This window comes from Pseudomonas sp. WMBT8, assembly GCF_050916005.1.
Taxonomy (GTDB): Bacteria; Pseudomonadota; Gammaproteobacteria; order Pseudomonadales; family Pseudomonadaceae; genus Aquipseudomonas.
Genome location: NZ_CP188096.1, coordinates 4,713,652 through 4,728,008, shown reverse-complemented (window position 1 = coordinate 4,728,008; position 14,357 = coordinate 4,713,652). Strand labels below are relative to the sequence as shown.

The following is a 14,357-nucleotide window of genomic DNA, read 5'->3' as shown; positions in this document are numbered from 1 at the left end:
TCAAGTCGGCAGGGTAGCGCGTGCCTCAGTCGCTGGGCAATCCGCGTGCGTCCAGGTAGCAGGCCAGGCGCACCTGCAGTTGTTGCAGGTGTGGCAAGCTCAGGCGATGGCGCAAGGCCGCCTGGCAGGCATGGCCGAGCAGATAGCTGATCTCGGTGCGCCGCCCGTTGGCCACATCCTGGTACATCGACGAGAAGTTCGCCGCCGTCGCCTGGATCACCCGCTCCACTTCGGTTTGCAAATCCTGGGCCGCCGCCGGCTGGCCGCAGCACTCCAGCAGCTCGGCGAGTTCGGCGCACAAGGTCGCTACTTCGCATTGATGCGCCTGTAGTCCGCCATTGCGGCATTGATAGAGCACGGTCAGAGGATTGATCGCACAGTTGAGTGCCAGTTTTCGCCACAGGCGCGTGAGGATATCGGTGCTCCACTGGTGGGGAATGCCGGCGGCGTGCAAATCGTCCAGCCACAGCGGCGCCGTGGGATGGGTGGCGTCACCCAGCCAGGTAAAGCCATGGCCGGCGAACACTACGCTGCCATCGCTCTGGCGAAACGCACCCTCGGTGCTGGAAGCGAAGATGCAACGCGCCTGGGGCAGTTGCGCGGCAACCGCGTCCTGGCTGCCCAGGCCGTTCTGCAGCAAGATTACCTCGGCGTTGGGTGTCAGGCGTTGGGCCAACTGAGCGACGGCGCCAGGTGCGTCGTAGGCTTTACACGCGACCAGTAGGCGATCAATCGGCTCGGGGCTGTCGGATGTTTGTGCCGTCACCGGATAAGTCTGGACATGCCCTTGCTCGACCAGGGTCAGCCCCGGCGCTGCCCGGTAGCGGGCCAGGCGCGCCTGGTCTCGCAGGATCAGCGTAACGGGCAGGCCTGCGCGGGCCAGGCGTGTGGCCCATAATGTGCCGAGACTGCCTGCGCCGAGGACATGCCAGGTGGTGGACATCAATTTTGCTCCGTAAGCCGCTGGGTGAGCCAAGCAGCTCAGGGTAAAGAGTCGTTATAATGCCCCGGCATTTTACCCGCAAGCCAGGCGTGCTCCATCTCTACTGAGCCGCGCCCCTTTTTTATTGGAGAAACTACATGCCGTCGTTCGACGTGGTATCTGAACTGGACAAGCACGAAGTCACCAACGCCGTCGAGAACGCCGTCAAGGAGCTGGACCGTCGTTATGACTTGAAAGGCAAGGGCAGCTTCGAGTTCAAGGAAAAGGAACTGACGGTCAACCTGACCGCTGAAGCCGATTTCCAGCTCGAAGCGATGATCGAGATCCTCAAGCTGGCCCTGGTCAAGCGCAAAATCGACGTGCAATGCCTTGAAGTCAAGGATGCCTATGCGTCGGGCAAGTTGATGAAGCAGGAGGCCGTGCTCAAGGAAGGTATCGACAAGGAGCTGGCGAAGAAGATCGTCGCTCACGTCAAGGATGCCAAGCTCAAGGTCCAGGCCGCAATCCAGGGCGAGCAGGTGCGTATCACTGGCAAGAAGCGCGACGACTTGCAGGAGGCGATTGCCGCCCTGCGCGCCAAGACCTTCGATATGCCGCTGCAGTTCAATAACTTCCGCGACTGATCCGGTTTTGGGGAACCCGCGGGGCTTTTCGACGTCCCACGCCCCAGAACCTGCAGAAACGATTGAGCCCTTCGGGGCTCAATTGCTGTGGCGACCTTTATTTGCAGTGCTAGACAGGAGAATCTAGATGGATTTGAACGCTGAAGTAGATCAATTGATCAAGGCTTCCCAAGCCTGGGTCCCGATGATCATGGAATACGGCAGCCGCGTATTGCTGGCGGTATTGACCCTGGCCATTGGCTGGTGGCTGATCAACAAGCTGACCCACAAGGTAGGGCGCCTGCTGGCCCTGCGCAATGCGGACCTGGCGTTGCAGGGCTTTGTGACCAGCCTTGCGAACATCGTGCTCAAGGTGATGCTGATCGTCAGCGTAGCCTCGATGATCGGAGTCGAAACCACCTCGTTTGTCGCCGCGATCGGTGCCGCGACCCTGGCCATTGGCCTGGCGTTGCAAGGTAGCCTGGCCAACTTTGCCGGTGGCGTGCTGATTCTGCTGTTCCGCCCGTTCCGTATCGGTGACTGGATCGAAGCCCAGGGCACGGCGGGTACCGTCGATAGCATCCAGATCTTCCACACGGTGATCCGTACCGGCGATAACAAGACGGTCATTGTGCCTAACGGCATCTTGTCCAATGGCATCATCACCAACACCAATCGCCAGCCAACCCGCAAGGTGGTGTTTGACGTGGGTGTCGACTACGAAGCCGATTTGCAGAAAGCCCGTCAAGTGCTGCTGGAATTGGCCAAGGATCCACGGGTTCTGGCGGATCCCGAGCCTGTCGCAGTGGTTTCGACCCTGGGCGACAGTTCGATCACCGTTTCCCTGCGTGTATGGACCAAGACTGCGGATTATTGGGACGTGATGTTCATGTTCAATGAACTGGCGCGGGACCGTTTGAAAGCGGCCGGAATTGATATCCCGTTCCCGCAGCGCGTTATTCGCGTGATGCAAGAAGCGCCTGCCAAATAAGAACGGGTGCAGGGATTTAACTTGGCTGAAGAGTCAGGTTTTGTCTCGATAATAAACTTGATAGTTAGCTTGCTAGTTATCAAGGTCGCAGAAATAAAAGTGCAATAAAAAAGCCGCTCACTGGTTAAAAGTGAGCGGCTTTTTCATTAAGGGCCGAAGCCCTCGGGCATCTTTGATTACAAGATGTTCAACGGGTATTGCGCAATCAGACGCAGTTCATCGATGGACGAAGAACCGTAGTAAACGCCATCAGACGAACGATAAGTCGCTTGGCGAATACGCAGGCTCAGGTCTTTGGCCGGGCCGCTCTGGATCACGTACTTGGCTTCAAGATCGCGTTCCCATTCTTTCCCGTTCGAGGTCAGGGCGGTGTTGGCGCCGCTACCGGTGACGTACGCAGCCAGGAAGCTCAGGCCAGGTACACCGAAGGTGGCCATGTCGAGGTCGTAACGGGCCTTGAAGGATTTCTCGCCTTCGGCGTTGAAGTCGGAACGTGCAATGGAGTTGGCCAGGAACACTGTGCCGCCGCCGTCGATGCCGTAGCCGTAGTCGCCGTCACCGGTAACCTTCTGGGCCGCCAGGGTGAAGGTGTGTGCACCGATGGTGTAGGCACCCTGCAAGCTGAATGCGCGGTTGTCGAGTTTGGTAACGTCGTCTTTGTAGGCGCGTTGCAGGCCGGCACCGTCGCTCTTGGTGTCATAGATGTTGAAGTCTACGGCCACCGACTGGTCATCGCTCAGGGCGTGGGTCCAGTTGACGTTGGCGTAGTATTTGCGCCAGTAGTCTTCGACTTTCGAGTAGTAGAGGCTGGTGGTGAACTCAGGCGTCCAACCGTAGGTGCCGCCTACGAAATTGGCTTGCTTGATGCCTCGGGAGGTTTCAGGGAAGTCGAGGATACTGTCCTTGAAGGTCTGCGCCTGGGCCACGCTGGAAGTGAAGTGACCGGCTTCCAGCTTGAGGTCCTTGATCTCGTTACTGACGATCGAGATACCTTGTGGCAGCTCTGGCAGCAAGCGACTGTCGTCGGATGCGAATACCGGTGCGGTGGTGTACTGGTCGCCGACTTTCAGCACGGTATTGGAGAGACGGAACTTGATGGCGCCGCCGCCCTTGGAGTATTCATCCTCTGAGCGGCCATCCGAACCTTCCGGGAACAAGCCAGTGCCATTACGGCCTCTGCCGCTGTCCAGTTTCACGCCGAGCAGGCCGATAACGTCAACACCCACACCGATGGTGCCCTGGGTGAAGCCCGACTGGTACAAACCGTTGAAGCCCAGGCCGGTTTCCCGGGTGTAGCTTGTGCCCGACTTGTTGTTGCGGTTGTCTCGGCTGAAGTACAGGGTGCGGGTATTGATGCTGAAGGTACTGTCTTCGACAAAGCCCTTGGCATCGTCTTGGGCGGACGCCATTGCGAACTGTGAGGTGCCTGCTGAAACAGCGAGGGCGATCATGCTCCACTTCATCACGCGCATCGTGATTTGCTCCTTTGGTTTTAGGAAGAGTACTGCCGTCCCACCTATATTTTTGTCTGGGCGGCTCTTTCTTTTTTGTGACAGCGTAAACTTATAGCACGCTGGCAATAATTGGCGATACTTGCACATCTGTCCTTTCAGCTTCTTTACGAGGCTGTCGTAAATTGCTAGATCCATGTCGCAAATCTACAGTCTGCTTGTAACCAGACTGACAACTTCAATACTGTTTTTAATACCCTGGACAGAGGTGCAAAGTACCCTGTTCAAAGTTTAAAACTTCCTGTTTTTGTATTGACTCACTGTTGTTTTTATCGTGAAGCACTGCCTTCCTGGCAGGTGCCGTTGTCGACGATAGGGGAGTGAATGCAACAAGCGTGCTCAAACTGTCGGGCAGATGTCATTTTTTCGTGAAAAATGTGCTGGGTCTGTGAAAACCGCCTGGGCACGGGGCTTTTGCGTGGTTTTTTTTGGAATTCAGGGCCTCGGCTGTGCGGGATTTCGAACGGATAAAAATGTGTTTCTGTCAGAAATGTTACCGGTTCACCCTGCACGGTGAGTAATCGGCGGATAGGCCCTGCCCGATGCGGGGCATAAAAGACTCATTTTGGTGCGTCGGTGCCCGGTCGTGCGATTGCCCATGGCGCGCGCGCGGATTGCCCCGTGAAGCAGCCGCCATTCGCAGGTATGCTGGGCGCCTGAAACTGACTAGCCGAACGGAGTGCCTGCGGTGTTCGCCTTGGATCCACGTCTGCAAAACGACACCTTGCCCATCGGGGAATTCCCCCTGTGCCGGCTGCTGCTGTCCAATGACTCTAACTACCTCTGGCTTATCCTGGTGCCGCGCATTGCCGGTATCAGCGAAGTGTTCCAGCTCGACGCGGACGACCAGTCCCGCCTGTGGCAAGAAACCACGACGTTGGCGCGGTTGCTCAATGACGGGTTTGGCGCCGATAAAATGAACATTGGCGCCCTGGGTAACGTGGTCAACCAGCTGCATGTGCACGTGATTGTGCGCAAACGCGACGATGCGGCTTGGCCTGCCCCCGTCTGGGGCAGGCACCCGGCGGTGCCTTATACCGACGCTCAGGTCGCGCTGATTCGTACCCGCCTGCGCGAGTTGTTGCCGCCCGAATTCACTTTTGCCCAGGACTGAGCCATGGACCTGCAAGACCGCGTGATGGACCTTGAGAGCCGCCTGGCTTTCCAGGACGACACCATCGAGACCTTGAATGACATCCTGGTTGCCCAGCAACGAGCGGTAGAACGCCTGCAATTGCAGATGACGGCCTTACTCAAGCGTCAGGAAGAAATGGGCGGGCAGTTCGAATCCTCCGAGGAAGAAGCGCCGCCGCCTCATTATTAAGGGGGCGGGTAAACTCCCGGCGATAAAGAACCGCGATGCAGTATCAACTGCATCGCGGTTTTTTTTCGGGCCTGTTCTGGGATCAGCGACGCGGCAGGGCGGCGATCACGTCTTCAGCTTGCAGGCCTTTGTCACGGTTCATCACGGAGAACTCCACGCGCTGGCCTTCCACCAGGACACGATGGCCTTCGCCGCGAATGGCTCGGAAGTGGACGAAGATATCGTCGCCCGAATCCCGGGAAATAAAACCGAAGCCTTTGGAGGTGTTGAACCACTTGACGGTCCCGGTATCCCGGTTGGTCATATCGTAGTTTTGCGAGGAGGCCGGGGCAGACGAACGGTAGAAGCTGATGGCCAGGTGAAGAACGATAGCGACTACGGCAATGGCCAGGCTGAGCAGGATGGCTGGATGGCCACCGACTTCAGGCATGGGGGCCAGGAGGGTGAGGGTTTGTACGACGACAGTCAGCACCAGCAGTGCGCTGACCAGGTTTTGCAGTTGATGGCGTGTGCCTTTGTTCCAGTAGGGGATCACTGGCGCCAGCGTCAGGTTGAGAAGGCCGAACAGAGCCAGGTACAGCGCGTCGTGTTGTTGCAGGTACGGCAGGCTTTCTGGTTGCAGGCTCGGGATAAAGGACAGCAGCAAAGCTGCAGCGCCCGTTAGCAGGTGGACGATTTTCAACATTTTGATTAACTCACGTTAAGACGGATCACGAAGGAAGAGCTGACTGGCACGGTTCGCTTCTGAACAATGGGAGGCGTTGGACACGTGCGCGATTATTCAGCCTATGCCGCTTGCCGCAGGAAATAGCGGTGGCGACACGCTGCCTATTTAACAGCAAAGCCTGTGCCTTCTCAAATCAAGCGTTTCAAGGCGTTGCGAAGATCATGGCATTTATGCGGCAAACCCTTGTCCTAGACAGGTGCGGGTGTTTTTCACCGTGCCAGGCCTTGCCGTTCGTGGTCGAGCGCGTTGCAAAGGGGCGATTTGCCGCAGGCCGAGTGCGGCGGCAGGGCTGCGCAAGGCGAGCACTCTTGCTAGAGTGGGTAAGCACCTGATCAATGAATATTCATCAATTGAAGGGAATAGACATGGCAATCGATATCGGTATCAGTGAAGAAGATCGTAAATCCATTGTTGACGGACTTTCACGGCTGCTTTCAGATACCTATGTACTGTATTTGAAAACCCATAACTTCCATTGGAACGTTACCGGGCCGCAATTTCGTACATTGCACTTGATGTTTGAAGAGCAATATAACGAACTGGCGCTGGCAGTTGACTCCATTGCCGAGCGTATTCGTGCCCTGGGCTTTCCAGCGCCGGGTGCTTACTCTATCTATGCCCGTCTGTCTTCGATCAAGGAAGAAGAAGGCGTACCCAGCGCTGAAAACATGATCAAGCAACTTGTCGATGGGCAGGAAGCGGTTACCCGCACTGCACGCGGGATCTTCCCGTTGCTGGATAAAGTCAGCGACGAGCCGACCGCGGACCTGCTGACCCAGCGCATGCAGATCCACGAAAAAACCGCCTGGATGCTGCGCTCGCTGCTCGAAGGCAAGTAAGCCCTGCAGGCCAGTGGTGCCCGGCAGGCGCCGCTGGCTGCACCTGATTGCTTCCTGATATATGCGTTGGCTTGTCCTACGAGCCGCGACTCTCCGTCTTCTGGCTGCACTTGCCTGCTTGATGTTTTATAGGCTCAACGGCCAATAACAGCCGTGTATTCAAGAGCCGTTTGGCAAGGGAGTGTCAAGTGTATGTCGCGTAGTATGAGTAAAGGTGTGCTGGAAACTTCCGGGGTCTACAAGACAAAGATCGATCCCTTCGTCAAAGGGTTCGATATGGCGTTGGCCCGGCCATTATCACGTTCTGTCCGGTTGAATGGTTTTTCGACATGCCTGCGGCTTGAAGAAGTCTATTGGAACATTCTTGGTGAAATAGCCAGGATCAATACCTGTTCGGTCAGTGCGCTGCTGTCCTATGTGGATCGCGAGGTGCACTTGCGTTATGGCGGGGTCAAGAATTTCAGCGGCCTGGTCAGGGTGGTCTGTGTGGTTCATGCGTTGAAAGGGCAGGTATGCGCCGCAGATCAGGCTGGCGTGATGTAGGCCGGTTGTCCCGTATCAGGGGGGCAGAGGTGTTGGTCTAAGTGGGCTGCACGTTGCCACGGCTGCACAGCCTCGATTTAACGGATATAATCTCGCCCTTTGCTGCGCATACCGGCTGGTACGGAGCGTGGCGCAGCAGTGACGTGATCGCCGAGATATTCCATGCCCATGTACGATTACCAATGCGCTTCCTGTGGTCATCAGTTGGAAGCCATTCAAAAGATCAGCGACGCGCCGTTGGTCGATTGCCCTGCTTGCCAGGCGCCCGAGCTGAAAAAAATGTTGTCGATGCCGGGCTTTCGCCTGAGCGGTAGCGGCTGGTACGAGACGGACTTCAAGACCGGCGCCAAGAAGAATCTGGCGGGCGGCGACAAAGCAGACTGAGTTGAACTCTACGCGCGAGCTCCTGCATTATCCGTGGCCTGACTTAATAGGTGCGGTGTCCGAGCAGGAACTCCACCGAATTTCGAATTACGAGAAGTGAAACCACTACCATGATGCGCAGCCACTATTGCGGCCAACTGAACGAGACCCTGGAAGGTCAGGAAATCACCCTTTGCGGATGGGTTCACCGTCGCCGCGACCATGGCGGGGTGATTTTCCTCGATATCCGTGATCGTGACGGTCTGGCCCAGGTGGTATTCGACCCGGATCGCGCCGAGAGCTTCGCCGCCGCTGACCGCGTGCGCAGCGAATACGTCGTGAAAATCACCGGCAAGGTTCGCCTGCGTCCGGCCGGTGCCACCAACGCCAACATGGCGTCGGGCATGATCGAAGTCCTGGGCTACGAGCTGGAAGTGCTTAACGAGTCGGAAACCCCGCCGTTCCCACTCAACGAGTTCTCCGACGTTGGCGAAGAAACCCGCCTGCGTTATCGCTTCCTCGACCTGCGTCGTCCGGAAATGGCCGAGAAGCTGCGCCTGCGCTCGCGCATGACCACCAGCATCCGTCGCTTCCTCGACGAGAACGGCTTCCTCGACGTCGAGACGCCGATCCTGACCCGTGCTACGCCAGAAGGCGCACGTGACTACCTGGTGCCAAGTCGTACCCACGCCGGTAGCTTCTTCGCCTTGCCGCAATCGCCGCAGTTGTTCAAGCAACTGCTGATGGTCGCTGGCTTCGACCGCTACTACCAGATCGCCAAGTGCTTTCGCGACGAAGACCTGCGCGCCGACCGCCAGCCGGAATTCACCCAGATCGACATCGAGACCAGCTTCCTCGATGAAAAAGAGATCATGGGCCTGACCGAAGAAATGATCCGCAACCTGTTCAAGGAAGTGCTGGACCTGGAATTCGGCGAGTTCCCGCACATGACCTTCGAAGAAGCCATGCGCCGCTACGGTTCCGACAAGCCAGACCTGCGCAACCCGCTGGAGCTGGTCGACGTTGCCGACCAGCTCAAGGAAGTCGACTTCAAGGTATTCAGCGGCCCGGCCAACGACCCGAAATGCCGCATCGCCGCACTGCGTGTGCCAGGCGGGGCGAGCATGCCGCGCAAACAGATCGACGACTACACCAAGTTCGTCGGCATCTACGGCGCCAAGGGCCTGGCTTACATCAAGGTCAACGAGCGCGCCAAGGGTGTTGAAGGCCTGCAGTCGCCAATCGTCAAGAACATCCCGGAAGACAAGCTCAATGTGATCCTCGATCGCGTTGGCGCAGTCGATGGCGATATCGTGTTCTTCGGCGCCGACAAGGCCAAGATCGTCAGCGAAGCCCTGGGCGCGCTGCGGATCAAGCTGGGCCACGACCTCGACCTGCTGACCTGCAAGTGGGCACCGATGTGGGTCGTCGACTTCCCGATGTTCGAAGAGAACGACGACGGCAGCTTCAGCGCCCTGCATCACCCGTTCACCGCACCCAAGTGCACGCCGCAGGAGCTGGAAGCCAACCCGGCTGGCGCCCTGTCCCGTGCCTACGACATGGTGCTCAACGGCACTGAGCTGGGTGGCGGTTCGATCCGTATCCACCGCAAAGAGATGCAGCAGTCGGTATTCCGCCTGCTGGGCATCAACGAAGCGGAACAGGAAGAGAAGTTCGGCTTCCTGCTCGACGCCCTGAAATACGGTGCTCCACCCCACGGCGGCCTGGCCTTCGGCCTTGACCGCCTGGTGATGCTGATGACCGGTGCCCAGTCGATCCGTGAAGTGATTGCCTTCCCGAAAACCCAGAGTGCTGCGGACGTCATGACCCAGGCTCCAGGTGTGGTGGATGCCAAGGCACTGCGCGAACTGCACATCCGTCTGCGCGAGGCGCCGAAGGCTGAGTAAGGCTGCGGCGTGAAAGCGCGATAAGGTTGTACGCAGTCAAAAAGGCGCATCTTCGGATGCGCCTTTGCGTTTAAAAGAGGGAAATCTCGCCTGGGGCGGGATTGAAAGGTTTCTAGAGAATTTCGGAGTTGTGTTATGGCTGGCCATTCCAAGTGGGCGAACATCAAGCACCGCAAAGAGCGTCAGGATGCCAAGAAAGGCAAGATCTTCACCAAGTGGATTCGCGAACTGACCGTCGCTGCCCGCCAGGGCGGCGGTGATCCTGGCTCCAACCCACGCCTGCGCCTGGCGCTGGACAAGGCCCTGGGTGCCAACATGAGCCGCGACATCATCGACCGCGCCGTGGCCCGTGGGGCCGGTGCGGCCGATACCGACGATATGGTCGAACTGACCTATGAAGGCTACGGCCCGGGCGGCGTTGCGGTGATGGTTGAGTGCATGACCGACAACCGCAACCGTACCGCGGCGGCCGTACGCCATGCGTTCAGCAAGTGTGGCGGCAACCTGGGTACGGATGGTTCGGTAGCCTATCTGTTCGAGCGCAAGGGCCAGATTACCTTCGCGCCGGGCACCGATGAAGACGCGCTGATGGAAGCTGCGATGGAGGCGGATGCCGACGACGTGGTGACCAACGAAGACGGCTCCATCGACGTATTCACCTCGTTTGCCGGCTTCTACGCGGTGCGTAACGCCCTGGAAGCGGCGGGTTTCAAAGGCACCGACGCGGAAATCGTCATGCTGCCGACCACCAGCGCCGAACTGGACCTGGACGGCGCGCAGAAGGTGCTCAAGATGCTGGACATGCTTGAAGACCTGGATGATGTGCAGAACGTCTACTCCAACGCCGACATTCCAGAAGACGTGGCCGCACAGCTAGTCTGAAGGCTGGTGTAGACCATAATGTGGGAGCGGGCTTGCTCGCGAAAGCGGTTTGTCAGTCAGTACATGCGTTGACTGAAGCACCGCTTTCGCGAGCAAGCCCGCTCCCACATTGGATCTTCGCTGTATCAAAAAATGTGTTTACCCAACCTGCAGGCGTTATGACTTTAATCCTAGGTATCGACCCCGGTTCGCGCATCACCGGCTTTGGCGTGGTGCAGCAGACCCCGCGTGGCTGTATCTACGTGGCGTCGGGATGTATCCGTACCGGCGCCGGGGAGCTGGCCGAGCGTTTGCAGATCGTCTATCGCGGCGTACGTGAAGTGATCCAGACCTACGGGCCGGTGACCATGGGCATCGAAAAGGTATTCATGGCCAAAAATGCCGACTCGGCCCTCAAGCTGGGCCAGGCCCGCGGCGCTGCCATCGTCGCCGGAGCGGAGGAGGGCATGGAAATCGCCGAATACACCGCGACCCAGGTCAAGCAGGCGGTGGTTGGCACCGGCGCGGCGAATAAAGAGCAGGTGCAGATGATGGTCATGCACATGCTCAAACTCACCTCCAAGCCACAGATCGACGCTTCTGACGCCCTGGCCATCGCCATTTGCCATGCCCACACCCGCTCCAGCCTGCTGCCTCACGGCCTTGGCACGGCACGCAGTCGTGGCGGGCGCCTGCGTCTCTGATAGCATCAGCGCAATCGTTATGGTCGGGCCTCGATCTGACCTCAAGCTTTAAGGATCTGAACCGTGATTGGACGCTTGCGCGGCACCCTGGCTGAGAAACAGCCGCCGCACCTGATTCTGGATGTAAACGGGCTGGGGTATGAGCTGGAAGTGCCCATGACCACCCTGTACCGCCTACCGTCGGTCGGTGAACCGATAACGTTGCACACCCATCTGGTGGTGCGCGAAGACGCGCAACTACTCTATGGTTTCATCGGCAAGCGCGACCGCGACTTCTTCCGCGAGCTGATCCGCCTCAATGGCGTTGGCCCGAAACTGGCCCTGGCCTTGATGTCGAGCCTGGAAGTGGACGAGTTGGTACGTGCTGTTTCGGCCCAGGACACCTCGGCGCTGACCAAGGTGCCGGGTGTCGGCAAAAAAACCGCTGAGCGCCTGCTGGTGGAGCTCAAGGATCGCTTCAAAGCCTGGGAAGTGGTGCCAAGCATGTTTGCGCTGGTGCCAAACCAGCCGGATATGCCGGCGGCCCAAGTCGCCAGCGCCGAAAGTGACGCCGTCAATGCGCTGATCTCCCTTGGCTACAAGCCACAGGAGGCCAGCAAGGCAGTGTCGGCCATCAAGGACAAGAACCTGAGCGCTGAAGACATGATCCGCCGAGCCCTGAAGGGAATGATTTAAGTGATTGAAGCTGATCGTCTGATTGCAGCCACCGGCCCTCGCGACCGTGAAGAGGTCCAGGACCGGGCCATCCGCCCCCTGAGCCTTGCCGATTACATTGGCCAGCCCACCGTGCGCGAGCAGATGGAGCTGTTCATCCAGGCGGCACGTGGGCGTGCCGAGTCCCTGGACCACACGCTGATCTTCGGCCCGCCGGGGCTGGGCAAGACTACCCTGGCCAACATCATCGCCCAGGAAATGGGCGTGTCGATCAAGAGCACCTCCGGCCCGGTGCTGGAGCGCCCGGGCGACCTGGCTGCGTTGCTGACCAACCTTGAACCCCATGACGTGCTGTTCATCGACGAAATCCACCGGTTGTCGCCCATCGTCGAAGAAGTGCTATACCCGGCCATGGAAGATTTCCAGCTGGATATCATGATTGGCGAAGGGCCGGCCGCGCGCTCGATCAAGCTCGACCTGCCGCCGTTTACCCTGGTCGGCGCCACCACCCGTGCCGGCATGTTGACCAACCCGTTGCGAGACCGTTTCGGCATTGTTCAACGTCTAGAGTTCTATAGCACTGCTGACCTTGCGACGATTGTCAGCCGTTCGGCGGGGATTCTCAGCTTGCCGCTCGACCCGGAAGGCGCCTTCGAGATTGCCCGCAGGGCCCGTGGCACACCGCGGATTGCCAACCGTTTGCTGCGCCGGGTGCGCGATTTTGCCGAGGTGCGGGCCAAGGGCCATATCACCAAGGCCGTGGCCGACCTGGCGTTGAACCTGCTGGACGTCGATGAACATGGCTTCGACCATCAGGACCGGCGCCTGCTGTTGACCATGATCGAGAAGTTCGATGGTGGGCCGGTGGGCGTGGATAGCCTGGCCGCCGCCATCAGTGAGGAGCGCCATACCATTGAGGATGTGCTGGAGCCGTACCTGATTCAACAGGGTTACATCATGCGTACGCCAAGGGGGCGGGTGGTCACGCGCCACGCGTATCTGCACTTTGGGTTAAACATTCCGTCACGATTGGGGGAGATGCCTGTGGTAGACGAATTCCTCGATGCAGTGGACGATTAAAAAGGCATGGCGGGTCGATTTATTCGGCGTTTGTGCTGTCCTAGTGGCTGGCGTCGTCATTCTTTCGTTAGAAATGCTGCAGAGAATGAAAAACAGTTGCCTGGCCGGATTGGCAACCTGAGGAGTAAGCACTAGAGTATGCGCGCGCAAAACGGGGATCAGTCGTTCGCACATCGCTGTCGCGTTTATTACGAGGACACCGATGCGGGCGGCATCGTGTATTACGTCAATTATCTAAAGTTCATGGAGCGGGCTCGAACCGAGCGGCTACGGGAGCTGGGCTTTGCCCAATCCCAGCTGGCAGGGGAGGACCTGTTATTTGTCGTGCATTCCAGCGAGGCCCGTTACTACGCGCCGGCGCGACTGGACGATGAATTGCTGGTCAGCGCGCAAGTAATCGAATTGAACCGTGCCAGCCTGCGCTTTAAACAGCAGGTCAGGCGGGCAACGGATGCAACGCTGCTCTGTGAGGGGCAGTTCCTGGTGGCGTGTGTGCGCACCAACAGTTTGAAACCCAGGGCCATTCCCGAAACTCTACGTGCGGCCTTTGCCAACGTGAGCGGCGCGGGTCAACAATCAAAGCAGGAGATTTAGCGTGGAACCTACCGTCGTCGACCATTCCTCCATGTGGAGCCTGGTCAGCAATGCCAGTGTCGTGGTTCAACTGGTCATGCTGACCCTGGTAGCCGCATCGGTTACCTCATGGGTCATGATTTTCCAGCGCAGCAACCTGCTGCGCGCCGGTCGACGCGCCCTGGAGAGCTTCGAAGAGCGCTTCTGGTCGGGTATCGACCTGTCCAAGCTGTATCGCCAGGCGGGCAGCAACCCGGACCCGGACTCGGGCGTCGAGCAGATCTTTCGCGCCGGCTTCAAGGAATTTTCCCGCCTGCGCCAGCAGTCCGGCGTCGACCCGGAAGCGGTCATGGAAGGCGTGGCCCGTGCGATGCGCGTAGCGATCTCCCGTGAGGAAGAAAAGCTCGAGCAGAGCCTGCCGTTCCTGGCCACCGTCGGTTCGGTCAGCCCGTATATCGGCCTGTTCGGCACCGTATGGGGCATCATGAACTCCTTCCGTGGCCTGGCAACGGCCCAGCAAGCGACCCTGGCCACCGTGGCCCCGGGTATCGCCGAAGCGCTGATCGCCACTGCCATCGGCTTGTTCGCTGCAATCCCCGCAGTAATTGCCTACAACCGTTTCGCCGCCACCAGCGAAACCCTGATTGGCCGTTACTACACCTTCGCCGATGAATTCCAGGCGATCCTGCACCGTAAAGTGCACACCAGCGAAGAATAAGCAGGTAATTCCCAATG

Annotated in this window: 17 protein-coding genes; 14 read left to right on the top strand and 3 right to left on the bottom strand. The window is 58.6% G+C overall.

Translation table 11 applies throughout. The annotated features are described in order from the left end of the window. Positions 1 to 25: 25 nt before the first annotated feature. Positions 26 to 943 (bottom strand): putative 2-dehydropantoate 2-reductase, encoded by a 918-nt coding sequence (locus ACO77H_RS21520; protein ID WP_432754541.1) that lies wholly within the window; start codon positions 941 to 943, stop codon positions 26 to 28. Positions 944 to 1,080: 137 nt separating this feature from the next. Between ACO77H_RS21520 and ACO77H_RS21515 the strand changes: the two genes are divergently transcribed. Beyond that, on the top strand, positions 1,081 to 1,566 hold the full coding sequence (locus ACO77H_RS21515) for a YajQ family cyclic di-GMP-binding protein (protein ID WP_007933288.1): 486 nt from the start codon (positions 1,081 to 1,083) through the stop codon (positions 1,564 to 1,566). Positions 1,567 to 1,693: 127 nt separating this feature from the next. Continuing rightward, entirely contained in the window at positions 1,694 to 2,536 is an 843-nt protein-coding gene (locus tag ACO77H_RS21510; protein ID WP_170041896.1) for a mechanosensitive ion channel family protein, read from the top strand. Positions 2,537 to 2,712: 176 nt separating this feature from the next. Here ACO77H_RS21510 and ACO77H_RS21505 read toward each other — a convergent pair whose 3' ends face one another. Next, positions 2,713 to 4,008: an OprD family porin gene (locus tag ACO77H_RS21505; RefSeq protein ID WP_169954661.1), complete on the bottom strand. Its 1,296-nt coding sequence runs from the start codon at positions 4,006 to 4,008 to the stop codon at positions 2,713 to 2,715. Positions 4,009 to 4,735: 727 nt separating this feature from the next. Between ACO77H_RS21505 and ACO77H_RS21500 the strand changes: the two genes are divergently transcribed. Continuing rightward, a complete protein-coding gene (locus ACO77H_RS21500) occupies positions 4,736 to 5,161 on the top strand; it encodes an HIT domain-containing protein (RefSeq protein WP_170056851.1) in 426 nt (141 codons plus the stop codon). 3 nt (positions 5,162 to 5,164) lie between these two features. Beyond that, on the top strand, positions 5,165 to 5,371 hold the full coding sequence (locus ACO77H_RS21495) for a SlyX family protein (RefSeq protein WP_057441383.1): 207 nt from the start codon (positions 5,165 to 5,167) through the stop codon (positions 5,369 to 5,371). A gap of 82 nt (positions 5,372 to 5,453) precedes the next feature. Here the strand turns inward: ACO77H_RS21495 and ACO77H_RS21490 are convergent, their stop codons facing one another. Then, positions 5,454 to 6,056 (bottom strand): cold-shock protein, encoded by a 603-nt coding sequence (locus ACO77H_RS21490; RefSeq protein ID WP_169954663.1) that lies wholly within the window; start codon positions 6,054 to 6,056, stop codon positions 5,454 to 5,456. A 407-nt stretch (positions 6,057 to 6,463) separates the two neighbouring features. On the opposite strand from ACO77H_RS21490, the gene ACO77H_RS21485 reads away from it, so the two are divergent. The 10 genes from ACO77H_RS21485 to tolQ all read left to right on the top strand — a co-directional run bounded on the left by ACO77H_RS21485 (position 6,464) and on the right by tolQ (position 14,340). Beyond that, positions 6,464 to 6,937 carry a Dps family protein gene (locus ACO77H_RS21485; RefSeq protein WP_029300319.1) on the top strand — a complete coding sequence of 158 codons (474 nt, stop codon included), beginning with the start codon at positions 6,464 to 6,466 and terminating at the stop codon, positions 6,935 to 6,937. A gap of 192 nt (positions 6,938 to 7,129) precedes the next feature. Beyond that, the gene (locus ACO77H_RS21480) at positions 7,130 to 7,480 is read left to right on the top strand and encodes a ribbon-helix-helix domain-containing protein (RefSeq protein WP_169954664.1); all 351 of its coding nucleotides are present in this window, start codon (positions 7,130 to 7,132) and stop codon (positions 7,478 to 7,480) included. 162 nt (positions 7,481 to 7,642) lie between these two features. After that, positions 7,643 to 7,864: an FmdB family zinc ribbon protein gene (locus tag ACO77H_RS21475; RefSeq protein WP_057441377.1), complete on the top strand. Its 222-nt coding sequence runs from the start codon at positions 7,643 to 7,645 to the stop codon at positions 7,862 to 7,864. Positions 7,865 to 7,974: 110 nt separating this feature from the next. After that, entirely contained in the window at positions 7,975 to 9,750 is a 1,776-nt protein-coding gene (gene aspS, locus ACO77H_RS21470; RefSeq protein WP_029300316.1) for an aspartate--tRNA ligase, read from the top strand. A 135-nt stretch (positions 9,751 to 9,885) separates the two neighbouring features. Further along, positions 9,886 to 10,632, top strand: a complete 747-nt coding sequence (locus ACO77H_RS21465; RefSeq protein WP_038442836.1) for a YebC/PmpR family DNA-binding transcriptional regulator — start codon at positions 9,886 to 9,888, stop codon at positions 10,630 to 10,632. 158 nt (positions 10,633 to 10,790) lie between these two features. Continuing rightward, positions 10,791 to 11,315 (top strand): crossover junction endodeoxyribonuclease RuvC, encoded by a 525-nt coding sequence (gene ruvC / locus ACO77H_RS21460; RefSeq protein WP_005790910.1) that lies wholly within the window; start codon positions 10,791 to 10,793, stop codon positions 11,313 to 11,315. A 63-nt stretch (positions 11,316 to 11,378) separates the two neighbouring features. Further along, a complete protein-coding gene (ruvA, locus tag ACO77H_RS21455) occupies positions 11,379 to 11,990 on the top strand; it encodes a Holliday junction branch migration protein RuvA (protein WP_003193868.1) in 612 nt (203 codons plus the stop codon). Continuing rightward, complete coding sequence (gene ruvB, locus ACO77H_RS21450) at positions 11,991 to 13,049, top strand: Holliday junction branch migration DNA helicase RuvB (RefSeq protein ID WP_169954665.1); 1,059 nt, start codon at positions 11,991 to 11,993, stop codon at positions 13,047 to 13,049. Between the two features lie 138 nt (positions 13,050 to 13,187). Then, a complete protein-coding gene (gene ybgC / locus ACO77H_RS21445) occupies positions 13,188 to 13,643 on the top strand; it encodes a tol-pal system-associated acyl-CoA thioesterase (protein ID WP_169954666.1) in 456 nt (151 codons plus the stop codon). 1 nt (position 13,644) lies between these two features. After that, entirely contained in the window at positions 13,645 to 14,340 is a 696-nt protein-coding gene (tolQ, locus tag ACO77H_RS21440) for a protein TolQ (RefSeq protein ID WP_029300305.1), read from the top strand. Positions 14,341 to 14,357 lie beyond the last annotated feature (17 nt).